The organism is Cupriavidus sp. DB3, assembly GCF_020418465.1.
GTDB lineage: Bacteria > Pseudomonadota > Gammaproteobacteria > Burkholderiales > Burkholderiaceae > Cupriavidus > Cupriavidus cauae.
Map to the genome: position 1 here is coordinate 31,208 of NZ_JAIZPL010000010.1, position 23,233 is coordinate 54,440.

The 23,233-nt window shown below is 68.1% G+C and carries 23 protein-coding genes; 16 read left to right on the top strand and 7 right to left on the bottom strand.

Annotated elements, in window-relative coordinates; genetic code table 11:
* Positions 1-133: 133 nt before the first annotated feature.
* Positions 134-3,145 carry a DNA ligase D gene (gene ligD, locus K7G19_RS24365; RefSeq protein ID WP_226109554.1) on the bottom strand — a complete coding sequence of 1,004 codons (3,012 nt, stop codon included), beginning with the start codon at positions 3,143-3,145 and terminating at the stop codon, positions 134-136.
* A gap of 729 nt (positions 3,146-3,874) precedes the next feature.
* Here ligD and K7G19_RS24370 point away from each other — a divergent pair.
* Positions 3,875-4,267 carry an endonuclease gene (locus tag K7G19_RS24370; RefSeq protein WP_149320190.1) on the top strand — a complete coding sequence of 131 codons (393 nt, stop codon included), beginning with the start codon at positions 3,875-3,877 and terminating at the stop codon, positions 4,265-4,267.
* Between the two features lie 129 nt (positions 4,268-4,396).
* Here the strand turns inward: K7G19_RS24370 and K7G19_RS24375 are convergent, their stop codons facing one another.
* Together K7G19_RS24375 and K7G19_RS24380 are read right to left on the bottom strand one after the other, a co-directional pair.
* The gene (locus K7G19_RS24375; RefSeq protein WP_226109555.1) at positions 4,397-4,609 is read right to left on the bottom strand and encodes a hypothetical protein; all 213 of its coding nucleotides are present in this window, start codon (positions 4,607-4,609) and stop codon (positions 4,397-4,399) included.
* Between the two features lie 404 nt (positions 4,610-5,013).
* The gene (locus K7G19_RS24380; protein ID WP_226109558.1) at positions 5,014-5,463 is read right to left on the bottom strand and encodes a hypothetical protein; all 450 of its coding nucleotides are present in this window, start codon (positions 5,461-5,463) and stop codon (positions 5,014-5,016) included.
* Between the two features lie 184 nt (positions 5,464-5,647).
* On the opposite strand from K7G19_RS24380, the gene K7G19_RS24385 reads away from it, so the two are divergent.
* Entirely contained in the window at positions 5,648-5,995 is a 348-nt protein-coding gene (locus K7G19_RS24385; RefSeq protein WP_226109560.1) for a hypothetical protein, read from the top strand.
* A 50-nt stretch (positions 5,996-6,045) separates the two neighbouring features.
* Here the strand turns inward: K7G19_RS24385 and K7G19_RS24390 are convergent, their stop codons facing one another.
* Positions 6,046-6,654 carry a phospholipase D family protein gene (locus K7G19_RS24390; RefSeq protein ID WP_149320194.1) on the bottom strand — a complete coding sequence of 203 codons (609 nt, stop codon included), beginning with the start codon at positions 6,652-6,654 and terminating at the stop codon, positions 6,046-6,048.
* Positions 6,655-6,914: 260 nt separating this feature from the next.
* On the opposite strand from K7G19_RS24390, the gene K7G19_RS24395 reads away from it, so the two are divergent.
* The 7 genes from K7G19_RS24395 to K7G19_RS24425 all read left to right on the top strand — a co-directional run bounded on the left by K7G19_RS24395 (position 6,915) and on the right by K7G19_RS24425 (position 12,464).
* The gene (locus tag K7G19_RS24395; RefSeq protein ID WP_149320195.1) at positions 6,915-7,121 is read left to right on the top strand and encodes a dodecin; all 207 of its coding nucleotides are present in this window, start codon (positions 6,915-6,917) and stop codon (positions 7,119-7,121) included.
* Positions 7,122-7,631: 510 nt separating this feature from the next.
* Complete coding sequence (locus K7G19_RS24400; RefSeq protein WP_150083706.1) at positions 7,632-8,330, top strand: 3-oxoacid CoA-transferase subunit A; 699 nt, start codon at positions 7,632-7,634, stop codon at positions 8,328-8,330.
* 37 nt (positions 8,331-8,367) lie between these two features.
* Positions 8,368-9,015 carry a CoA transferase subunit B gene (locus tag K7G19_RS24405; protein WP_149320197.1) on the top strand — a complete coding sequence of 216 codons (648 nt, stop codon included), beginning with the start codon at positions 8,368-8,370 and terminating at the stop codon, positions 9,013-9,015.
* A gap of 84 nt (positions 9,016-9,099) precedes the next feature.
* Positions 9,100-10,302: a 3-oxoadipyl-CoA thiolase gene (gene pcaF, locus K7G19_RS24410; protein WP_149320198.1), complete on the top strand. Its 1,203-nt coding sequence runs from the start codon at positions 9,100-9,102 to the stop codon at positions 10,300-10,302.
* A gap of 67 nt (positions 10,303-10,369) precedes the next feature.
* Entirely contained in the window at positions 10,370-10,657 is a 288-nt protein-coding gene (locus tag K7G19_RS24415; RefSeq protein ID WP_150083705.1) for a hypothetical protein, read from the top strand.
* Positions 10,658-10,661: 4 nt separating this feature from the next.
* The gene (locus K7G19_RS24420) at positions 10,662-11,393 is read left to right on the top strand and encodes an SDR family NAD(P)-dependent oxidoreductase (RefSeq protein WP_149320200.1); all 732 of its coding nucleotides are present in this window, start codon (positions 10,662-10,664) and stop codon (positions 11,391-11,393) included.
* Between the two features lie 66 nt (positions 11,394-11,459).
* Positions 11,460-12,464 carry a tripartite tricarboxylate transporter substrate binding protein gene (locus K7G19_RS24425; protein ID WP_149320201.1) on the top strand — a complete coding sequence of 335 codons (1,005 nt, stop codon included), beginning with the start codon at positions 11,460-11,462 and terminating at the stop codon, positions 12,462-12,464.
* 318 nt (positions 12,465-12,782) lie between these two features.
* Here the strand turns inward: K7G19_RS24425 and K7G19_RS24430 are convergent, their stop codons facing one another.
* On the bottom strand, positions 12,783-13,007 hold the full coding sequence (locus K7G19_RS24430) for a hypothetical protein (protein WP_149320202.1): 225 nt from the start codon (positions 13,005-13,007) through the stop codon (positions 12,783-12,785).
* A 220-nt stretch (positions 13,008-13,227) separates the two neighbouring features.
* Between K7G19_RS24430 and K7G19_RS24435 the strand changes: the two genes are divergently transcribed.
* Positions 13,228-13,770, top strand: coding sequence for a PadR family transcriptional regulator (locus K7G19_RS24435; RefSeq protein ID WP_149320203.1), 543 nt, complete (start codon positions 13,228-13,230; stop codon positions 13,768-13,770).
* 28 nt (positions 13,771-13,798) lie between these two features.
* Here the strand turns inward: K7G19_RS24435 and K7G19_RS24440 are convergent, their stop codons facing one another.
* Positions 13,799-14,788 carry a nitronate monooxygenase family protein gene (locus K7G19_RS24440; RefSeq protein WP_149320204.1) on the bottom strand — a complete coding sequence of 330 codons (990 nt, stop codon included), beginning with the start codon at positions 14,786-14,788 and terminating at the stop codon, positions 13,799-13,801.
* Between the two features lie 242 nt (positions 14,789-15,030).
* Between K7G19_RS24440 and K7G19_RS24445 the strand changes: the two genes are divergently transcribed.
* On the top strand, positions 15,031-16,053 hold the full coding sequence (locus K7G19_RS24445; protein ID WP_226109562.1) for a tyrosine-type recombinase/integrase: 1,023 nt from the start codon (positions 15,031-15,033) through the stop codon (positions 16,051-16,053).
* 56 nt (positions 16,054-16,109) lie between these two features.
* Complete coding sequence (gene galE / locus K7G19_RS24450) at positions 16,110-17,129, top strand: UDP-glucose 4-epimerase GalE (RefSeq protein WP_149320205.1); 1,020 nt, start codon at positions 16,110-16,112, stop codon at positions 17,127-17,129.
* Between the two features lie 210 nt (positions 17,130-17,339).
* Here galE and K7G19_RS24455 read toward each other — a convergent pair whose 3' ends face one another.
* Positions 17,340-17,645: an H-NS family nucleoid-associated regulatory protein gene (locus tag K7G19_RS24455; protein ID WP_149320206.1), complete on the bottom strand. Its 306-nt coding sequence runs from the start codon at positions 17,643-17,645 to the stop codon at positions 17,340-17,342.
* A 796-nt stretch (positions 17,646-18,441) separates the two neighbouring features.
* Between K7G19_RS24455 and K7G19_RS24460 the strand changes: the two genes are divergently transcribed.
* The 4 genes from K7G19_RS24460 to K7G19_RS24475 form a co-directional block, all read left to right on the top strand.
* Positions 18,442-20,385, top strand: a complete 1,944-nt coding sequence (locus tag K7G19_RS24460) for a bifunctional diguanylate cyclase/phosphodiesterase (protein WP_226109564.1) — start codon at positions 18,442-18,444, stop codon at positions 20,383-20,385.
* A 358-nt stretch (positions 20,386-20,743) separates the two neighbouring features.
* Positions 20,744-21,139, top strand: a complete 396-nt coding sequence (locus K7G19_RS24465) for a response regulator (protein ID WP_149320208.1) — start codon at positions 20,744-20,746, stop codon at positions 21,137-21,139.
* A gap of 209 nt (positions 21,140-21,348) precedes the next feature.
* Entirely contained in the window at positions 21,349-21,831 is a 483-nt protein-coding gene (locus K7G19_RS24470; RefSeq protein WP_149320209.1) for a chemotaxis protein CheW, read from the top strand.
* A 37-nt stretch (positions 21,832-21,868) separates the two neighbouring features.
* The coding region (locus K7G19_RS24475) for a PAS domain-containing methyl-accepting chemotaxis protein (protein ID WP_226109565.1) at positions 21,869-23,233 on the top strand (1,365 nt) is incomplete at its 3' end.

The following is a 23,233-nucleotide window of genomic DNA, read 5'->3' on the forward strand; positions in this document are numbered from 1 at the left end:
GCGCCCGCCGCGGCAATGCGCGGACGCATGTGTCCGAAGTGGCAAGAACCATGCCCTCCTTTGTCCGACACGGAGTGGCCGCATGATGCACTGCGGGGGGCAGCAAGGCGGCGGGCGGGCCGGTCCACCGCGTTCAGCCGTTGCCCAGGCGCCGGATTGCCGCGGTCAGCGTCTGCCGCGTGCTGCCGTAGTCCGCCCAGGGATCGGCGTGCTCGGTCTCCTCGATGCGCGCCAGGGCGTTGGCGATGGTCCACTGGGCGCCGGAGCGCAGCGAGGGCAGTTCGTCCCAGCTGCACGGGATCGACACGCCCAGGCCGGGCCGGGCGCGCGCCGAGAAGGCGGCGACCGTGGTGGCGCCGCGCCCGTTGCGCAGGTAGTCAATGAAAATTTTGCCGACGCGGTTGCGCGGCCCGCTCTTGGAGACGAAGCGCTGCGGGATGGTCCTTGCCATATGCACGACCAACTGCTGGGCAAAGTCCTTGACCTCGTCCCAGCCGAGCCGCCGGGCGATCGGCACCACCACGTGCAGGCCCTTGCCGCCGCTGGTCTTCAGGAAGGCTGTCAGCTCGAGTTCGTCGAGCATGCCCTTGGTCAGCGCGGCGGCCTCGACCACATGCTTCCACGGCACGCCCTCGCCGGGGTCGAGGTCGAAGATCACGCGATCGGGCTTCTCGATCTGGCGCTTGTCGGCGTTCCAGGTGTGGAACTCGATCACGTTGAGCTGCGCCGCGGCGACGATGCCGGTCTCGCTGGCGATCTCGATCATCGGCGGGTGGCCCGGCCATAGCGACGGATCGAGCCGGTTGACGCCGGCGATATTGAAGGTCTCGGCATGCTTCTGGAAGAACAGCTCGCCGCCGACCCCCGACGGGCCGCGCAGCACCGCCAGCGGGCGGCCGCGCAATTCCGGCAGCATGCGCGGCGCCACCGCTTCGTAGTAGCGCACCAGATCGCCCTTGGTCGCGCCGGTCGACGGATCGATGACGCGGTCGGCATGGCTGACGCGAACGTTGCCGATCTGTTCGCGGCCGGAGGAGGCCTTCGTCCGGGCGGGTTTGGCCGGTGGCGTGGCATCCGCTGTCTCGGCCTGGGCGGCCTTGGCAGCCTTTCCTCTGGCCTTCGCCGGCTTGTCTTCGGCCTTGCGTTCGGCCCTGTCCTCCGCCTTGCCCCTCGACCCCGCCGATTTCTCCCGGCCCTCGCTTTTGTCCACTGTCTTGCCCGGTGCGGGCATCGCCTTCTCCTTGCCGATCGCGCTGGCGCTCTTGTCGGACCGCAGGCCATGGAACACCGCATGGCGGATCAGGCCATCGCGCGTCCACGAGCCGAACGACACCTCGGCGACCGCCTTGGGCCGAACCCAGATGCCCTTCACCCCCTTGGCGATCGCCGGCATCCTGTCGAACGGCGAGGCATCGGTGCGCAGGGCGTCGAGCTTGGCCCGGATCGTATCGAGCGTCCGCACATCGAAGCCGGTGCCGACCTTGCCGGCATAGACCAGCCGTCCCGCCTCGTCGTGAATGCCCAGCAGCAGGGCCCCAAGGCCATTGCGGGTGCCCTTGGGCTCGGTAAAGCCGCCGATCACGAACTCCTGCCGCTCGCTGCATTTGAGCTTGATCCAGTTTGGCGAGCGCGCCGAGACATAGGGCGCATCGACGCGCTTGCCGATCAGCCCCTCGAGCCGCAGCCGGCAGGCCGCGCTGAGGATTTCCTCGGGGCCGGCCTCGAAGCTCTCGCTGAAGCGCAGATGCGCCGAGACGTTGTGCTCCTCGAACACCCGCCGCAACAGGTCGCGGCGCTCGACCAGCGCCACCTGCCGCAGATCGTGGCCGGCATAGTAGGGGACGTCGAACACGAAGAACTGGATGGCGTCGGTGCGGTCGCTGTCGAAGGCGTTCTGCAGCGCCTGGAAGTCGGTGCTGCCGTCCTTGTCGACGATGACGATCTCGCCGTCGAGCCAGGCCGACGGCAGATTCAGCGTGCCGAGCTCGCGCGCCAGTGTCTTGAGCTTCGACGTCCAGTCGTGGCCGTTGCGCGTGAACAGCTTGACGTCGGCGCCGTCGATGCGGGCCAGCACGCGATAGCCATCGAACTTGACCTCGTAGACCCAGTTCTGCGCATCGGCGGGCGGTCCTTGCACCAGCGTCGCCAGTTGCGGTGCGAGCGTCAGCGGCAGCGCGGCGCGGCGCGCGCCCGGTGGAAGCTGGATGGCGCCGGTCGCGGACCGCTTGTTGCCGGCGGTCTTGCTGTCGGCCGCCGATTTGCCCGAGGCTGTTTTCTTCGCGGCTTTCGTCGATGCGCCGGCGGCGGATTTCGTCGCCGTCCTGGTTGCCGTCCTGGTTGCGGTCTTCGTCGCGGTCTTCGACGCCGCCTTTGTCGACGCCTCGCGCGCGATCTTGCCGTCCGGCTCCAGCGCGCCGCCGCCCAGCACGCTGTCCGGCATCGCCTCGGTGATATCGAACTCCGCGGCCGGCCGCGCCGCGTCGTCGCGCTCCTTGATCAGCAGCCACGGTTCCTGCCGCTCGTCCCGGCCGCGCATGCGCACCAGCGTCCAGGCCCCATGCAGCTTCTCGCCCTGCAGCTCGAACTTGAGCTTGCCGTCGCGATAGCCCTGATGCGGATCGCCGATCGGTATCCAGGTGCCGCGGTCCCAGACGATCACGGTGCCGGCGCCGTACTGCTTTTCGGGGATCACGCCCTCGAAGTTCGCATATTCGAGCGGGTGGTCCTCGACATGGACGCTCATCCGTTTGTCGGCCGGATCCAGGCTCGGACCCTTGGGAATGGCCCAGCTCTTGAGCGTGCCGTCGAGCTCCAGACGGAAGTCGTAGTGCAGGCGGCGCGCCGCGTGCTTCTGCACGACGAAGGACAGTCCCTCGCTCGCTTTTGGCGCGGCGCGCCTGGCCAGCGCACGGCCGGCCGGTTCCGCCGTCGTGCCGAAGTCGCGCATGGTGCGATAGCGCTGCAGCGGGTCGGGGCTTGCGCCACGCGCGGCGCGCGGCGCGCTCGGACGCGTCGCGGCGCGTGGGGCCGACCGCGTGGACGAGCGCGCGGTCGAGCCTGTCGCCGCGGCCGTCGCGTTGTCCTTGCCCGTTTGCTTCGTTGCCGCCTTGGCCGGCTGCTTCGCTGCTGCTCGCTTGGTTGCCATTGCGGCCGCTCCTCGATCGGGACACGCGAAATTGCGTGGCCTTCGGTCCTGCGCGCGAAGCGCGGCGCCGTCGTTGGCTGTCGCTTCGCTCGCTGTTACTGCGCGCTGTGATTTCGCTCGGCGCTTCGCGTTGTCACCTCGCGCTGTCACTTTGCGCTGTCACTTCGCTCTGTCACCTTGCTCTGTCACTTCGCTTATAGGCAATCGGAATGCGGCGATCCATCGGCCACCGTCCTACATCGGACAGCGGTGCGAAGCGGTCCGCAAGAATCTACGACATGCCGCGATGGGAATGGCGATCCGGTTCACATCCGACGATGGCGGCAGGCTTGTCGCGTTATGCGCGGTGCCGCACAGACGGCGCCGTGCACATCCTGCATGGCCGAGTAAAAAGTACGAGCGAGACGCATGGCGCGGCGGCGCTTCACGGTGTAGCCGGGTCCGGCAGCAGAGCTGTGGCGGGCCGATGCCGCCGGCCCTTGTGCCGCCGTGGCGCGCCGGCGGACCTGCCCGCAAGCCGCGCAAGCCCCGGGCTTTCTGGCATGCGTTTCGCGTGATTGGCGGCGTAGGCCGGGTCCTGGCAGGGCATCGTCGTGCCGGCGCTTGTCGAGCGCCGCGATGCGATGCGCAGCAGGGCCTGTTCACGAACCCGCCTGGCGTCGCCGCCGGCGCCCCGCCCATCGCGGGCGCCATCGCGGCATGCATGGGCCAGTCTCAGGAGTGAATAACATGACGAAACACCACCTCGTACGTACCGCCCTCGCCGCGCTGGCGATGACCGGTTCCTGCGTGGCACTGGCGCAGGTGCCGGGCGACCGCGGCGCTGCCACGGGCACTTCGCCGGGTATGGCGCCAGCAGGCCAATACGATCCGGCCAACCCCGCCGCGACGGGCACGCGCGATCCGTACAGCAGCGGCGCGCGCGTCGGCGACAAGTTCGATCCGTACACGCAGGGCACCAATCAGCCCACGCAGCAGTACCTGGCGCCGGCGGGCACGCAGCCGATGCCGATGAGCGGCAGCTACGACGGCCGCATGGAGAACCACGACACGCATTATCACGACCTGTCGACGCTGGGATCGCGCGTCGGCAAGCGCAGCCAGTTCCTTGACGGAAACTGATCGAAGGCTGCATTGAGTACGTACCGGGGACAGCAAGGAGCGCGGCGGGCAGGCCCGTCGCGCTCCTGTCGTTTTCAGTTTTCAATCAGGACCCCGCGGGTCCCACAGGGCGCTGCTTCGGCGTCTTCGCTAATGCAGCGGCGGAAACACGTACCACGAGCCGTCGCGATGACGGAAGAACACGATCGACAGCCGTTTTCCCGCGCGCTCGAAGCCGATGCACGCATAGGGCACGCGGCGGCGGCCGGTATGTCCGAAACGCGTGACCCGGCAGGGATGGCTGGCCGACAGTGGCAGCCATTTCTGCGCGGCCTCGCGCAGGGATGTCGTCTTGCCTTGCATCGCATGCTCCCCTGAAGTTGGAACGCGATGCCGGGCTTGTGGCGTGCGGCGAGGCGCCCGATCGCGCGTTCCTGCGTTCTTGATTCGTTCCTGCTTACCAGCGTAGAAGCGACGGCGGCGCCCACGCGTCGGCTTGGCGCGCAGCGCGGCCTCGGCGTTCGACGGATTGCGTTGTCAGCGAATGACGACAGCGACGACGTGGCGATTTTTCACGCGTCGTAAGAAGGGGAGGGAAGGCAAGCGACAAAAGACGGCAAAAAAGTGGAGGGCAAAAAAAAGGGGCGCCCATGCGCCCCTTGGTCAGCAGAGCCGGTCGTCCCCGCGTCTGCAGACCCAGCGGCGTTCAAACGACGCTGGATTCCCGCGTTCGCGGAATGACCGGCGTGTCAGCCGATGTTCGGCATTTACCGCTCGCGATTTTGGCCCGACTGGCCCGACTGGCCGCCCTGCGACGACTGCTGGCCAGGCTGGCCGCTGGTGCCGGACTGCTGTTGCTGCTGACCGCCGCTCTGGCCGCCCATGCCGCCGCTCTGCTGGCCGCTCTGCCTGCCGCCTTGCTGCTGCTGGCCACCTTGACCAGCCTGGCCGGCTTGGCCGCCCTGACCGCCGCTTTGCTGCGACTGGCCGCCCATGCCACCCATGCCGCCTTCGCTCTGGCCCATGCCGCCTTGCTGACCGCTCTGGCGACCGCCTTGCTGTTGCTGACCGCCCTGGCCGCTTTGGTTGCCCATGCCGCCCTGCTGGCCGGTCTGGCTGCCGCTCTGCTGATGCTGCTGAGACGATTGGCCACCCTGGCCCATGCCACCCTTTTCGGTGCCGCCTTGCTGCGCCTGCGGTTGCTGTTGCTGTTTCATTGCTGGTCTCCATCAGCGGCGAAATGCCGCGCCTTGGTGTCGTGCAATGGGCGTGCCACCGCGCCGCAACATGACATCACCCCGGTGGTGGGAGCGCCGCGCAACGCAGGTATGGCGTTTGCATGTCGTCGAAGGTCAACATTCGCGCGCCGGCATGGCGCGCCATCATCACGGGGAGGGCCGTATGACCAAGCAACCCACGCATCCGGAACGCGAACCGCGGCAGGGCCAGATAGCCGGACGGCCGCAGGGCGAGACGACTCGCGAACGTACCGCCCAGGGCACCAGCGAGGGTCCCGGACCGCTGGCCGACCAGTCGCGGCCGGACCCCGGGACGCTGCCGCAGAAGGGCGGCGGCGAACCGATGCCGCGACTGCCGCACGAGCGCGACGAATCGCATCAGAGCCAGCACACCGGCAGCCGGCCGGTGGGACGGCAGGCCGCGCGAGATATCGAGCGCGGACTCGAGGAAACCGATCTGTACGGCTCGCGCGGACGCCGCGGCGGCACTGCGGCGGAGGACAACGATTGACGGCGGCAGCGGCTTCCGTTGCCGTAGCCGTCGTTCGCCTCGCTGACCGCTCAGTACGGCAGCGACAGCCGATGCCGGCTCTGCCAGTTGTCGACGTAGCGCTTGACCAGACGCGCGTCGCCGCGAATCAGGATGCCGTTCTCGGTGTTGCGCTCCTCGGCCGATTTGGTGAAGTTGAACGAGCCGGTGAAGACCGCCTCGCCATCGAAGATCATCACCTTGTTGTGCGCGATGGCTGGGCGCGAGTCGATCACCACCTCGATGCCCTGGTGCTTCAGGAAGGTGGCGCTGGTATAGCGCTCGGACACCTGGCTCTTGTCGAGGATCACGCGTACGTCGACGCCGCGCTTGCGCGCCTGCATCAGCGCTTCGGCGATCGGCTTGCTGGTGAACGAGTAGGCCTGCACCAGCACGCTGCGCCGCGCGTTGCGGATCGCGTCGACCAGCATGGCCTGGCAGCTCTCCCCATCGGGCGTGAAGCACAGCGCGTAATTGGCGCCGTCGGCGAAGCTGCGCGCGCCGTCGGCAAGGGCCATCGGCGCTTCGCCGCTGCGCGGCAGGCTGCGTGCGGAAGCGGCGGGCGCCAGGATCGAAGAGGAAAGCAGAACGGACAACAGGGCGCCGGCGACGATGGCGGGCGCGCGAAACACAAAGGGCATGAGACAGCGTGAATGCGTTGCCGCGGAGCGCGCCGCTCGCGGCAAACAGTAGCCAATCGGATAACGAATCGAAATGGAAACGTTGCGAAGGCGGGGAAGTTAGCAGCCGGAGCCAGCAAAGGCAAGGCGGCTGGAACGGCGCAGCACGGCTGCCTATGATGAAACTCGCGTCGTCTCGGATGCGCGTTGCATGCGTCGACGCCCGGTGATCCCACCCCCGGGTGCCAGAACAAGCTGGCGCCCAACCCTGGAGGCAAGCGATGTCGAATCACACCTACAAGCTCGTCGAAATCGTCGGCACCTCGCCCGACGGCACCGATGCCGCGATCCGCAGCGCGCTCGCCAAGGCGTCGGAGACTATCAAGAACATGGACTGGTTCGAGGTGGCCGAGATGCGAGGCCATATCCTCAATGGCCAGGTCGCGCATTACCAGGTCACGCTGAAGATCGGCTTCCGCGTCGAGTGAGCGTGTTGCACGGTTGGCGCCGCGCATGCCGCGGCGGCAGCCCCCCTGGTTGCTCCCTGTCTCTCGTTGTTCCTTTTGTTGTTCCTCTCGTTGTCATCGCTGCGGCCGGACCGCCGTAGAGGCGCGCCGCGCCCCCGCCCATCCCGCTGCCGCCGGCGCTGCTGGTCTCACCTGACCGGCCATGGCTCGGCCCGGACCCCACAGGCCCTACCTTGGCCCCGCCTTGACCCTGCCTTGACCCTGCCTTGACCCCGCAACAGCACCGGTGTAACCTCTGCATTCGATGTTCATTCTGCGAATCGAAGTTCGTAGAGCGAACATCGGCACCCAAGAACAAGAGTCCGCAAGACGGACCATCGTTTGACTGCTAGGGCCTTTATGGGCGCCGCCACGGCGCGCCCGGAACCACGCCAGGCAGAACCTCCGGAGACGACGCTTCCAGCGGCCCCCCGACACCATCGGGCGGCGGGCTCCGGCCGGTCCGGCCAGGCCTTCTCGACTGGAACGCAATTGATCAACAAGCTCTTCGACTCGGTGGAATCGGCGGTGGCCGACATCCATGACGGCGCGACCATCATGATCGGCGGCTTTGGCCTGGCCGGCATGCCGGCGCAACTCATCGATGCGCTGATCGCCCAGGGCGCGCGCGACCTGACCATCGTCAACAACAACGCCGGCAACGGCGAAACGGGCCTGGCCGCGCTGCTCAAGGCCAGGCGCGTGCGCAAGATCATTTGCTCGTTCCCGCGCCAGGTCGATTCCTACGTGTTCGATTCGCTGTACCACGCAGGCCAGATCGAGCTGGAGCTGGTGCCGCAGGGCAACCTCGCCGAGCGCATCCGCGCGGCGGGCGCCGGCATCGGCGGCTTCTTCACCCGCACCGCCTACGGCACGCCGCTGGCCGAGGGCAAGGAAACCCGCATCATCGACGGCAAGGGCTATGTGTTCGAGACGCCGATCCACGCCGACTTCGCGCTGATCAAGGCCGATACCGCCGACCGCTGGGGCAACCTGACCTATCGCAAGACCGCGCGCAACTTCGGCCCGATCATGGCGATGGCCGCCAAATGCGCGATCGTGCAGGTCAGCCATGTGGTGGAACTGGGCGAGCTGGACCCGGAGCACATCGTGACGCCGAGCCTGTTCGTCAAGCGCGTCGTCAAGGTCGACGCGAATGCCGTCGCCAACGCCGCCACCAACGCCGCCTGACCCGCGCACGCCAACCCGCATCGAAGAGAGAAGCGATATGCAACGCCTGACCCGCGATCAGATGGCCGCCCGCGTGGCCCGAGACATTCCCGACGGTGCCGTGGTCAACCTCGGCATCGGCCTGCCCACCCTGGTCGGCAACCACCTGCCGGCCGACCGCGAGATCCTGCTGCACAGCGAGAACGGCCTGCTGGGCATGGGGCCTGCCCCCGCGCCCGGCGAGGAAGACGGCGACCTGATCAATGCCGGCAAGCAGCCGGTCACCATCAAGCCCGGCGCCTCGTATTTCCATCACGCCGATTCGTTCGCGATGATGCGCGGCGGCCATCTGGACTACTGCGTGCTGGGCGCCTTCCAGGTGTCGGCGACCGGCGACCTGGCCAACTGGCACACCGGCGCGCCGGGCGCGATCCCGGCCGTGGGCGGCGCGATGGACCTGGCGATCGGCGCCAAGCAGGTGTTCGTCATGATGGAGCACCTGACCAAGCAGGGCGAGAGCAAGATCGTGCCCGAATGCACGTATCCTCTGACCGGCATCGGCTGCGTGACGCGCATCTACACCGATCTGGCCACCATCGACGTGACGCCCGACGGCCTGGTCGCCCGCGACCTGGTCGAAGGCCTGTCGTTCGACGAACTGCAGCGCCTGACCGGCGTGCCGCTGAAGCAGGCGCAGCCCGCCTGACGCCGACCCCGATGGCGACGGATCGCACTTCCCGCACTTGCCGATACCGCCGCCGCCACCACTGAAACCAAGGACGAGACAACCATGACCGAAGCCTTTATCTGCGACGCGATCCGCACCCCCATCGGCCGCTACGGCGGCAGCCTGTCCGCGGTGCGCGCGGACGACCTGGGCGCGGTACCGCTGAAGGCGCTGATGGCGCGCAATCCGAACCTGGACTGGAGCGCCATCGACGACGTGATCTACGGCAACGCCAACCAGGCGGGCGAAGACAACCGCAACGTCGCGCGCATGTCGCTGCTGCTCGCAGGCCTGCCGCAGAGCGTGCCGGGCGCCACCATCAACCGCCTGTGCGGCTCGGGCATGGACGCGACCGGCACGGCCGCGCGTGCGATCCGCGCCGGCGAAGCGGGCCTGATGATTGCCGGCGGCGTCGAGAGCATGAGCCGCGCCCCGTTCGTGATGGGCAAGGCCACCAGCGCGTTCTCGCGCGATGCGCAGATCTTCGACACCACCATCGGCTGGCGCTTCATCAACCCGGCGATGCGTGCGGCGTACGGCGTGGACTCGATGCCCGAGACCGCCGAAAACGTCGCCACCGACTACAAGATCAGCCGCGAGGACCAGGACCTGATGGCGCTGCGCAGCCAGGAAAAGGCCTCGCGCGCGCAGGCCGACGGCACGCTGGCGCAGGAAATCACCGCGGTCACGATTCCGCAGAAGAAGGGCGATCCGATCGTCGTCGAGCGCGACGAGCACCCGCGCGCGACCAGCATGGAAGCGCTGGCCAAACTCAAGGGCGTGGTGCGCCCGGACGGCACCGTGACGGCCGGCAACGCCTCGGGCGTCAATGACGGCGCCTGCGCGCTGCTGCTCGCCAGCGAAGCCGCCGCGCGCCAGCACGGCCTGACGCCGAAGGCGCGCATCGTCGGCATGGCCACCGCCGGCGTGGCGCCGCGCGTGATGGGCATCGGCCCGGCGCCGGCCACGCAGAAGCTGCTCAAGCAACTGGGCATGACGATGGACCAGATCGACGTGATCGAGCTGAACGAAGCGTTCGCCGCGCAAGGCCTGGCGGTGCTGCGCGAGCTCGGCGTCGCCGACGACGATGCGCGCGTCAACCCGAACGGCGGCGCGATCGCGCTGGGCCACCCGCTCGGCATGAGCGGCGCGCGCCTGGTCACCACCGCGATGTACCAGCTGCATCGCACCGGCGGCCGCTTCGCGCTGTGCACGATGTGCATCGGCGTGGGCCAGGGCATCGCGATGGTGATCGAGCGCGTCTGAGCGGCGCCCGCGTCAGCCAGCGCCGAGCGGGAGATCGCGCTGCTCAAGTTTTGCGGGGCGCCTGCCGTTGACCAAGGCAGGCGCCGACCCTCAGCGCTGCGACAGATTTCCCAACGCAGTTGGTGCGGCCGGGCCGACTGGCTCGCCGGTCCGCCGCACGCTTTCTTTGCGCCCGAATTTGCGCGGCAGTTCCAGCGCCGCGGTGTTCGGTGAATTCGTCGCCGGCTTCATGGCCGGCTTCACCGGCAAACGCACCGCCAGCTTCACCGCCGAATGCCCCGCTGCATTCCCGCTGAACTTCCGCGGCATTTCTGCTGAACCTTCGCAGTACCGGTTCCGTACCGGCATGGAGTAATCGGATGTCTCTTCCCGTAGCCACGCTCGTCACCGGCGCCAGTTCCGGCATCGGCCGCGCCATCAGCGAAATGCTGCTGGCCGACGGCGTGACCCGCGTCGTCAATGTCGACTATGCCGCCCCGGGCTGGTCGCATCCCAACATGACGTTTTTCCAGGCGGACCTGACCGACGCGGCGGCAACGCGCGCGGCGGCCGCCGAGGTGACGTCGCGATTCGCCATCACGCGCCTGGTCAACAATGCCGGCGCGACGCGTCCCGGCACCGCCGATACCGCGACCGTCGAGGATCTCGACTACGTGGTCGGCCTGCATCTGCAGGCCAGCCTGCTGCTGACGCAGGCCTGCCTGCCGGCGATGCGCGCCGCGGGCTTCGGCCGCATCGTCAACATGGCGTCGCGCGCGGCGCTGGGCAAGCCCGAGCGCGTGGTGTACTCCGCCACCAAGGCCGGCATGGTCGGCATGACGCGCACGCTGGCGATGGAGCTCGGCGGCGACGGCATCACCGTCAACGCGGTCGCGCCCGGTCCGATCGCCACCGAACTGTTCCGCCGCAGCAATCCCGAGGGCAGCGAACAAACGAAGCGCATCCTGGCCAGCATCGCGGTCAAGCGCATGGGCACGCCCGAAGACGTGGCGCGCGCCACGCTGTTCTTTCTCTCTCCCGAAAACGGTTTCGTCACCGGACAGGTGCTGTACGTCTGTGGCGGTACCACGCTGGGCGTCGCACCGGTCTAGGCGCGGCCCCTATTACAAGTCGTGGCCCGCATGGACGGCCACCGAGGAAACTCCCTGGAGCATACGATGAAGTTCAAGTCGCAACCGTCGCAGGCGCGTCGCCGCCTGCTGACTGCCGGCGTCGCGCTGGCCACCACGTTCGCCGGCGTCTCCGGCGCTGCCTTCGCGGACACCTACCCGACCAAGCCGATCACGATGATCGTGCCGTTCTCGGCCGGCGGTACCACCGACATCCTGGCCCGCATCGTCGGCCTGCAGCTGGGCAAGGCGCTCGGCCAGCCGGTGGTCATCGAAAACCGTCCGGGCGCGGGCGGCAATATCGGCGCCTCGCTCGCCGCCAAGGCGCAGGGCGACGGCTACACGCTGTTCATGGGCACCATCGGCACCCACGCGATCAACCAGTCGCTGTACTCGAAGCTGCCGTACGACCCGGTCAAGGACTTCGCGCCGATCACCCGTGTCGCGATGGTGCCGAACCTGGTGGTGGTCAACCCCAACGTGCCCGCCAAGAGCATCAAGGAACTGATCGCCTACGTGAAGGCCAATCCGAACAAGATCAGCTACGGCTCGTCGGGCAACGGCTCGTCGATGCATCTGTCGGGTGAACTGTTCAATTCGATGACCGGCCTGAACATCCAGCACGTGCCGTACAAGGGCAGCGCCCCGGCGGTCAACGATCTGCTGGGCAACCAGATCGGCCTGATGTTCGACAACCTGCCGTCGTCGTACCAGCACGTGAAGGCCGGCAAGCTGCGTCCGCTGGCCGTGACCTCGGCCAAGCGCTCGCCGGCGCTGCCGGACGTGCCGACCGTCGCCGAAGCCGGCGTGCCGGGCTATGAAGCGACCTCGTGGTTCGCGCTGTATGCCACCGGCGGCACGCCCAAGCCCATCATCGATCGCCTGAACGCCGAAGTGGTCAAGATCCTGGCCATGCCGGACGTGCAGAAGCAGATGGCGGGTCAGGGTGCCGAGCCCAACCCCGAGAAGCCGGAGCAACTGGCGGCCTTCATGAAGACCGAAGCCGCCAAGTGGGCGAAGGTCGTCAAGGCCTCGGGCGCGACCGTGGACTGATGGTAGTCGGGCGTCGCGCGCCACGCGCGCGAGGCGCAACGACGGAAGAGCCGGCCTTCGGGCCGGCTTTTTTCATGGCCGGCAAGGCGTTCTGGATCAATGTCAGCAGGGCACACTTCCGGGAATGCGGCACTGAATGCGGCGCCGAGTGCGGCGCTGACTACCGGTGCACGGCGCCGGCAAAAAAAGAGCTCGCGACTGGCAGCGAGCTCAGTTCCGGCCCACCCGGGCAGGAGGAGACATCGTGGGGCGCCGCGGCAGCGGCTGCCTCGGCGCGGGGCATCGAGTATGCGGAGGGTCTGGGAACGGGTCCGCGCCTCAGTTCAGGCTGACCTTGACCACCTGCTCCTCGACGCCGACAAAGCGGACCAACTGGCGTAGCCCGCTGGGATACTCCTTGATGTGATGGCCCACCGGGGTGTCCGGCAGGCGGTAGTAAATGGCGCTGGACTGGGCGCCGGCGGACCGGCCTTCCACTGCGGAGGGTCCGTCGCCTTCCCATGGGATATCGCGCTCCTCGGCGAGATCGTACGGTCCGGGCATGGCGGCTGTTCCTGATCGAATGCGACTTTGTTTCCAATGTATTGCAGCGCCCGCTGAATAGCTATTTCGCCTTTTTTAATTCTGGCCTAGCCACCGGCTCGATTTGTCATATTGCGAGCAATAGGGTGCAAGGCCCAGCCGATGGCTTGCACGCCGCCTCATTGCGCTACCATTGGTGCTTTGCGCGCCTCCCCGGCGTGCCTCCCGCCCCGTCGCCCGCATGTCGATCCAGCACGCCCTTCTGACCTCGTTGATGGAGAAGCCCTCGTCAGGCTACGAACTGGCGCGGCGCTTCGACAAGTCGATCGGCTATTTCTGGCATGCCACTCACCAGCAGATCTATCGCGAGCTGGGCCGCATGGCCGAACGCGGCTGGATCGCCGCGCAGGATGACGAAGGGGATGCGCGCAGCCGCAAGAAGGTCTATCGCGTGCTGCCGGCAGGGCGGGAGGAACTGGTGCGCTGGGTGTTGTCGCCGACGGCCGGGCTGGACCAGCGCGACGAGATCCTGGTCAAGCTGCGCGCCGATGCGGTGGCCGGCCCGCTCGGCCTGGGCGACGAGATGCGGCGCATGATCGCGCTGCACGAGGAGCGCCTGGCGACCTACCGCGCGATCGAGCAGCGCGACTTCGCCGACCCGCGACCGGATCGCGCGCAACAGCTGCGGCATGCGCTGCTGCGGCGCGGGATCCGCTACGAGGAGGATTGGGTGGCGTGGGGCACGGCGGTGCTGCCGCTGCTGGAGCCGGAGGGCGGACGGTAGCCCGCCCCGGCGGCGCTTCGTTTCTTCGTTACACCAGGTCCCGCACGCTCGCCGCAGCGCCGGCCTCCGCCAGCCCGAGCCGGCGGCGGGCCAGCGCGTATTCCTCGGCGAAGCGGTCCACCAGGTCGGCGGCGGGTACCACGCGCTTGATCGCGCCGACACCCTGGCCGGCGCCCCAGATGTCCTTCCACGGCTTGACGCGGTTCGAGCCGAAGTTCATCGCGGTCGGATCGGAGGCGGGCAGGGCTTCCGGATCGAGACCGGCGTTGACGATGCTCTGGCGCAGATAGTTGCCGTGCACGCCGGTGAACAGGTTCGAATAGACGATATCGCCGGCGGTGCTGTCCACGATCATCTGCTTGTAGGCTGGCTGCGCGTTGGCTTCCTCGGTCGCGATAAACGCCGAGCCGATATATGCCAGGTCGGCGCCGGCGGCCTGGGCCGCCAGGATGCCGTTGCCGCTGGCGATCGCGCCCGACAGCAGCAGCGGGCCGTCGAACCACTCCCGGATCTCATGCAGCAGGGCGAACGGCGACTGCGTGCCGGCATGGCCGCCGGCGCCCGCTGCCACGGCGATCAGTCCGTCGGCGCCCTTGTCGATCGCCTTGTGGGCAAACGTGTTGTTGATGATGTCGTGCAGCACGATGCCGCCGTACGAGTGCACCGCCTGGTTGACCTCGACGCGCGCGCCCAGCGAGGTGATCACGATCGGCACCTTGTAGCGCACGCACAGTTCCAGGTCGTGCTCGAGCCGGTCGTTCGACTTGTGGACGATCTGGTTGACGGCGAACGGCGCCGACGGGCGGTCCGGATGCTTCGCGTCGTGCTCGGCCAGCTCCGTGGTGATGCGGTCCAGCCATTCCTCCAGCAGCGAGGCCGGCCGCGCGTTCAGCGCCGGGAAGGAGCCGACCACGCCGGCCTTGCACTGTGCGATCACCAGATCGGGGTTGGAGATGATGAACAGCGGCGAGCACACCACCGGCAGGCGCAGGCGTTGCAGGAGCGGAGGAAGGGACATGGCGGCCTCGGTTCGAATGAGTGGGTTGAAACGGCGGATGGATATGCGGGTGTTTATGCAACCAGTTGCATAGTGAGCCGAAAGTTAGCATGGCCTTCGCGCGCTTTCAATAGCAGTTCCGGTTCCGACCTCACGCTGTGACGCTTCCGCCGGGCGATTACCGTACGGTGCCCCGCATCCGCGCGATGGGGGCGCGGTGGCGCCTTGTCTACAATGTGCCCAATGAATCAGCAGGAGTGCAGGTGAGCGACGATCCTCGACCGGCCGCCGGAACGGGCCGCGATCTGTTCGAAGGCAATCTGGCGGACTGGCATGCCGATCCCGAGCGCGCCTTCGACGGCTGGCTGGCGGTCCATGGCTTCGGCCATGGCACCGCGGTGGTCTATCGCGCGATGTGGGGCAAGCTGCTGCGCTGGTCGCGCGAGCATGGCGTCGCGCCGCTGTCGTGGTCGGCGGGGCAGATCGGCGCCTTTCTCGATGCGGAAGGGCTGCACAAGCGCCATCGCTATCGCTATACGCGGCTGATCGAGCGCGTCTTTCATTACCTGTCGCTGCAGCAGGCGGGCCTGCATAACCCCGGCAGCCAGGCGGTGCGCGCCCATCTGGCCGACGGCGACAACGATCCGACGCCCTTCCTGCTGCCCGCCGAATGCGATGCCCTGGTGGCGCGGGTACTGGAACCGGTCACGCTGCCGGACCGCGATGCCACGCCAAGCCCGACCGCCTGGAAACGCGCGCGCGACATCGCCGTGGTCGCCGCGATGCTGGGCGCCGGCCTCAAGGTCGGTGAGGTGCGCGCGCTGCGGCTCGACAGCATCGCGGCCGACGCCAGCGAACTGCGCCTGACCCGGACCGACAACGGCCGTACCTATCGCGCCCCCGTGTTCGACTTCGCCCGCCGGCCGCTGCTGGCCTGGCTCGCGGTACGCGCGTTGGCCGGCACGCTGGGCACGCTGGTGTTCCCCGCACTGCCGGCCGGGCGGCCGTTGCACGCGGCCTCGTTATATCGCCGGGTCGAGCAGCTGCTGGACGAGGCCGGCGTGCTGGCCGGGCGCACCGAGCGCGCCTCGCCGCAGACGCTGCGCAATACCTATGGCGCGCTGCATTTCGAGGCCGGCGCCGAGCCGGCGGCAGTCGCCCAGTATCTGGGCATGCGCGATCTGGAGTCCGGCTGGCGGCTGCACGCCGCCTACACCGCCTGGCAGGCCCGCAGCGGCCAGCTCGCCGCCGCTGCCGGGGCCGAATCGCCGGCCGGGTTACCATAACGCCCCTGACCGTGGCGGCCCGGCGCCGTCCGCCTTCTCAATCGATCAAGTTCACGATGCCAGACACTCTGCTGCTGACCGGTGCCACCGGCTATATCGCTTCGCATACCTGGGTTGCACTGCTCGCGGCCGGCTACGACGTGGTCGGCCTGGACAACCTGTCGAACAGCAATCGCGCGGTGGTCGAACGGATCGCCACCATTTCCGGCAAGACGCCGGAGTTCGTCGAGGGCGACGTGCGCGATCGCGCGCTGCTGGACCGGCTGTTCGCCGAGCGCAAGATCGGCGGCGCGATCCATTTCGCCGCGCTCAAGGCGGTCGGCGAATCGGTGGCGCAGCCGCTCGCCTACTACGACAACAACCTGAATGGCCTGCTGACGCTGTGCGCGGCGATGCAGGCGGCCGACGTCAAGACGCTGGTATTCAGTTCCTCGGCCACTGTCTACGGCAATCCGCATACGGTGCCGATCCGCGAGGAATTTCCGCTGTCGGCGACCAATCCCTACGGGCAGACCAAGCTGATGGGCGAGCAGATCCTGCGCGACCTCGAGCGCGCCGATCCGCACTGGCGAATTGCCTATCTGCGCTATTTCAATCCGGTCGGCGCACACGAAAGCGGCCTGATCGGCGAGGATCCGGGCGGCGTGCCGAACAATCTGATGCCCTATGTGGCTCAGGTGGCGGCCGGCCGCCGGGAGCGCCTGATGGTGTTCGGCGGCGACTATCCGACCGCGGATGGCACCGGCGTGCGCGACTACATTCACGTCTGCGACCTGGCCGACGGCCATCTGGCGGCGCTGCGTTATTTGAACGAGCGCGGCGAGGGGATGACGGTCAATCTGGGAACCGGCCGCGGTTATAGCGTGCTGGAGGTGGTGGAGGCGTATCGGCGCGCGAGCGGCAAACCGATTCCCTATGAAATCGTCGCGCGCCGCCCCGGCGATATTGCCTCGTGCTACGCGGATCCGGCATTGGCGCAGCGCCTGCTCGGCTGGCAGGCACGCCATGACCTGGACCGGATGTGCGCGGATTCGTGGCGCTGGCAGTCGATGAATCCGTTGGGGTTTGCGTCCTGATTCACGATCGCGATGGTCGATGGCGGCGACGGTGGCCACGGACACCGACGTTCGCCCGGCGCGCCGCGATTGGCGGATTGTCGTGACCATAAAAAAACCGGGCCCCAAGGGAAGGGGCCCGGTTTTTTATTGCGCACGGCTGCCGGGAAACCCGGTGAGGACTTCCGCTCTGGCGCGGCGACGCCGAGAGGCGCCCGGCAGGCGCTGCGTTTATCGCACCAGGAAGTCGTCGATCGATTTACCGGAGGCCAGCGCCTGGGTCAGCCAGCCCGGGCGCTTGCCGCGGCCGGTCCAGGTATTGCCGGCGCTGTCGCGGTAACGGACCGGCACCTTGCGCGCGGTTTTCTTGCTGGGTACCGCCTTGCTGCCAAAACCCAGATCTTCTGCGGTCAAGCCATATTCTTCGATTTTCTTGCGGATATCGTCGATTACCGCAGCTTGCTCTCGTGCCTTGATCTCTTCGGCTTGCTTCTGCAATTCGTTGATTTTCTGAACGATTTCCTGATAGGTTGCCATTTTGAGACCTCTGATTACGGTGGGCGAGATGAACGGCATGAATTATAACGGCCTGCGTTAGCGATGCAAATGCCGGCGCAGGTTGAAACCGATTTTTGACAAAATCGATCACGAAACCTTTCAAGGTGAACTTTTTCGAGGTCACTCTGTCACCGCCAGCCGTCTTGATCGTATTTCCGCATGTTTGCCGCGTGGCTGGCCCGCCTTGGTGGAGGCGTTTGCTTCGGGTCTTTCGCTTGCCGCTTTCGTTTTGAGCAATATGGCGCGGTAAAACGGATGCGATGTTGTGGTGGTTGGGTTTCCATGCCCTGGCGCGTCGCGTGCCGCATCCCTGCGGGTGCCGCCACGGCCATTCCCCGATTCAAGTAATCCCCGCCAGCGGTCGATATCCCCTCAGCATGGGCTGTCGCCCGGCGTGTTGGCGGGCTGTCCGCCGCTACTGATCGATCCGAGTCGTCCCATGTCCTTGTGCCGCTTTGTCTTGTCTTCGTCGTCGATTGCCTCCGCGCGGCCTGCCGCCAGCGCCGGCGAAGCCGGGCTTCGGGCGACTCCGCGAGGCGGCTCTCGTTGCAATAAGGTGACGCTGCGTGCACTACGCGCGGCGGCTGTGCTAACGTCCCGGGCGGTGTCGAGCCGACCGCCGATCGCAGCCGGCGCGCCGGCCGTGCGCCCGGGTCCCGCACCAAGATTTGCCGCGCTTCACGCGGTTCCGCAATACCACGGGGTTTCCGTCACCGGCCTCCCGGCCGGAGCCTGACGGCACCACCCACACGCATTCCGCAGCGCCCCCTTCGATATGAGTTTTAGCGTTCTGCTGCTCGCCATCCTGCTCGGCATCGCCGTCGGCCTCGGCCTTCGCGCTACCGGCCGCGGCCGCGATGGAGCGGGATGGCCCGGCCGCATGATGGCCCTGACCGCGGGACTGATGTCGCAGGCGTCGGTCGGCCTGCCGGCCTGGGTCGTGCTGCTGTCCGGTTCGGTGCGGGGATCGGCGGAGTGGTCGCAGGCGCTGGCCGCACTGGTCGGCGGTATCGCCACGACGGTGCTGGCGCAATGGCTGCACCGCGCGCTGGCGTATTGGCGCGGTGCCGCGATGCTGGCGACGCTCGCCGGCGCCGGCGTGATCGCCGCGGCCGGGATCGGGCTCGGTCACCAGTGCGGCGGTTCCAGCTCGCGCACCGCCTGCATCGAGGCGATGAATCTGCTGCATCCGGCGTGGTTCGGCCTCGGCCTGGCCGTGCTCGGCACGGCGGCATTCGCTCTGTTGTGGCTGTCGGAGCGCCGCCAGGCGCCGCAGCGCGAGCGCGACGTCCTGCTGAACGAGTCCGGCGAGCCCGACGGCGAGCGCAGCAGCGCGCCGCCGGGATTGCCGGCGCGGATCGTGCGCCGGCTCAATGGCCGCATCCCCGGCCGGCTGACGGTCCGCCCGGTGGGGCGCGGCCAGGCGACGGTCGGCGAATACAGCGTGGCCACCGACGTGCCCGATCGCGCCGCGTTCGCGCGCTGGCTCGACCAGTCGATCGCGCATGCGCGCCTGGCCGAGACCAGTTGCGCCGTGCTGCTGATCCATATTGCCGACTTCCGCGAGGTCGACGAGGTATTCGAGGTGCGCGCCGACGACATCCTGGCGCAGGACGCCAGCGTGCTGGCCCAGGCCGCGCTCGAACCGCACGACTTCCTGGCCCGGCTGGCCCGCGACGAGTTCGCGGTCGGCGTACCGGCGCTGCTGAACTCCAATCGCGCGCACGAGCTCGGCTCGCGCGTGCTGGCTTCGATCTCCGAGTTCGTCACCGCGCGCGGCCTGCAGATGCAGATCGGCGTCAATATCGGCATCGCGGTCTATCCGCGCGACGCGCAGAGCTCGGAGGCGCTGATGCAGGCCGCGCGCGTCAGCCTGTCCGAGGCGCGCGAGTCCGGCTCGAACCAGGTGCGCACCTTCAATTCCGCGGCGGGCGAGCGCGCGCGCCGCATGCGCGTGATCCGCCGCGATCTGTGGCTGGCGATCCAGGACGACGGCCTGTCGCTCGAATACCAGCCCAAGTTCGACGTCGACGCGCGCACGGTGGTGGGCGCCGAGGCGCTCTGCCGCTGGCGCCATCCGACGCTCGGCGCGGTCAATCCGGCCGAATTCATCATGGTGGCCGAGCAGTCCGGGCAGATCGACAAGCTCGACGACTGGGTCATCGCCAGTGTCTGCCGCCAGGTGCGCGAGTGGCAGGACGCCGGCCTGCCGGTGGTGCCGGTCGCCATCAACGTGTCCGGGCTGCGTTTTGCCAGCCGCGATTTCCCGCAGTACCTGCTCGAGCAGATCCACCAGCACGACATTCCGCCGTCGGCCGTCACGCTCGAGATCACCGAGACGGCGGCGATGAAGGACATCGCGCAATCGCTGGAGACGCTGGCCGAACTGCAGGCGCTCGGCATCCACGTCGCGCTGGACGACTTCGGCAGCGGCTATTCCAGCCTGGGCTATCTGAAACGGCTGCGGGTCGGCACACTGAAGATCGACCGTACGCTGATCGGCGGCCTGGAGTCGGACCCGCAGGGCCGCGCCATCGTCGGTTCGATGGTGGCGCTGGCGCACGAGCTGCGCATGCGCGTGGTGGCCGAAGGCGTCGAATCGCAGGCCCAGCTCGACATCCTGGCGCGCATGGGCTGCGACGAAGTCCAGGGTTATCTGCTGGCCCGTCCGATGGAAGCGAGCGGCTTCGCCGACCTGCTGTCCAGCCCCCGCCGCTGACCGCCAGCGCCGACAACCCTCCGCCCCGCTGAACGTCCGCGCCGACAACGCTGCGCCCCGCTGAGCCCGCGCCGACAACGCTCCGCCCCGCTGAGCGCCCGCGTCGATTGCCCGCCGCGCCGTTCAACGCTGCGCGCCAAGATCGCCCCGCCCCCGCAACACACCCGCTAAAGGAAGCACGCCCGCCCGCCGATAAGCCTGATTGGCGCACAGCGTCGCGGTATGGGACCGATTCCGGTCCGATATGGCGGCACGCGCCGCAGCGATGCGCCGGCAGGGGCCGGCGCCGACCAGCACAGAACACGGATCGCCCCACGCCGCCTGCCGGCCGATCCGCCGCCGTTTCGAGGTAGCCGCCATGCCAGCTCAACGCATTCTTGTCGTCGACGATTCGCCTTCCCTGCGTCGCATGATCGCCGCCTGCCTGCGCGCCGGCGGCTACGACGTCGCCGAGGCAGCCGACGGCGACGAGGCGCACGCGGCGGCCGAGGCCGCACCGCAGGCGCAGCCGTTCGGCATGCTGGTCACCGACCAGGTGATGCCCGGCATGGACGGCCTGACGCTGATCCGCCGGCTGCGCGCCACGCCGCGCTATGCCGCGATGCCGATCCTGATGCTGACGACCGAGGCCGACGGCCAGATCCGCGCCCAGGCCCGCGAGGCCGGCGCCAGCGGCTTCCTGCCCAAGCCCTTCGATCCCGACCAGCTGATGCAGTCGGTCGCCGCGCTGCTATCCCCCTCCGAAGAGGGGTAATGCCGGCTGCTTCCGACCCTTCAGCCGCGCATCGGAACTGCCGATAACCAGCAAGGGGCGAGGCGCGCCGTTCGCGGGCGCGGCCAGTGGCCGCGCCATCGCGGCGCCATCGCCATGCAGTTGCAGTCGCCAAAAAAGGCAGTCGGGCCGGTTGGGGTGCACTCCGCCAGCGTGCAACGACGGCCACAACCGGGGAGCGGGAGCGCAAGATGAATCTCAGCAGCAAGACCGAAGGAAGCGGCGAGGAGTTTCTCGCCTTTACGCTGGGTCGCGAGGAATACGGCGTCGACATCCTCAAGGTGCAGGAAATCCGCGGCTACGAGGCGGTCACGCAGATCGCCAACGCGCCGGCCTATCTGAAGGGCGTGATCAACCTGCGCGGCATCATCGTGCCGATCGTCGACCTGCGCATCAAATTCCAGCAGCAGAAGATCAGCTACGACCAGTACACGGTCGTCATCATCGTCGACCTGAACCATCGGACCACCGGCATCGTCGTCGACGGCGTCTCCGACGTGCTGACGCTGACCCCCGCCCAGATCAAGCCCACGCCGCAGTTCTCCGGCAACCTCGACACCGAATACATCCGCGGCCTGGGCTCCATCGAGGACCGCATGCTGATCCTGGTCGATATCGAGAAGCTGCTGGCGACCGAGGAACTGGCCGCGATCGAAGCCGCCGCGGCGGCCTGAGGCGCGCGCCCCGAACGAATTCCAGCAGCACCACGTCATGAGAAACAACCAGCCTGTCACCGCGCGCGAATACAAGCTCGCGCCGAACGATTACCTGATCTCGCGCACCGACCTGAAGGGCCGCATCACCTTCGCCAACCGCGCGTTCATCGAGGTCAGCGGTTTCACCGCCGAGGAACTGCTCGGCGCGCCGCACAACCTGGTGCGCCATCCCGACATGCCGCCCGAGGCCTTCGAGGATCTGTGGCGCACGCTGCAGGCGGGCCGCTCGTGGGTCGGGCTGGTCAAGAACCGCCGCAAGAACGGCGACTACTACTGGGTCAGCGCGACGGTGACGCCGACCCGCGTCGACGGCCAGACCGTCGGCTATACCTCGGTGCGGTCGATGGCGAGCGCCGAGCAGATCGAGGCGGCGCAGGCCGCGTATGCGCGCATCCGCTCGGGCAACGCCGGCGGCATCCGCATCCGCGAGGGCATGGTGGTCCGCCGCGGGCCGCTGGGCTGGATCGACGGCCTGCGCCGGCTGGGTTTGCGCGGCCGCATCATGCTGTCGCAGGGCGTGGGCCTGGCATGGTTCCTCGCCGCGCTGGTCGCCTTCGAACTGCTGGCCGAACCGCAGACGTGCGCGGCACTGCGGCCGTGGCTGTGGGGCGGCTTCGTGCTGGCCGGCCTGTCGGCGATGGCCACCGGCGGGGCGCTGCTGGCCATGGTGCATCGGCCGATGCGCGAGATGCTGGACTTCGCGCTGCGCCTGGGCGCAGGCGACCTGGCCACCCGCTACGAGTTCTCCAGCAACGACGAGATCGGCGCGCTCGCCAGGGCGATGCAGACCATGCAGCGCAGCCTGCTGTCCGTCGTTCATGAAATCCAGGAAGGCATGAGCGCGATCGCCACGGCGACACGCCAGGTAGCCGCGGGCAACAACGACCTGTCGCAGCGCACCGAGCAGCAGGCGGCCTCGCTGGAAGAGACGGCGTCGAGCATGGAAGAGCTGACCGGCACGGTGCGCCAGAACGCCGACAACGCACGCCAGGCCAGCGGGCTGGCGGCCAATGCCTCCGAGACCGCGGTCAAGGGCGGCGAGGTGGTGGGCCGCGTGGTGCAGACCATGGACGAGATCAACGGCGCCTCGAAGAAGATCGTCGACATCATCGGCGTGATCGAGGGCATCGCGTTCCAGACCAACATCCTGGCGCTGAACGCGGCGGTGGAAGCGGCGCGAGCCGGCGAGCAGGGCCGCGGCTTCGCGGTGGTGGCCGGCGAGGTGCGCAGCCTGGCGCAGCGCAGTGCCAATGCGGCCAAGGAGATCAAGGGTCTGATCGGCGATACGGTGGCGCGGGTGGACAACGGCTCGGCGCTGGTGGGCCAGGCCGGGCAGACGATGGGCGAGATCGTGCAGGCG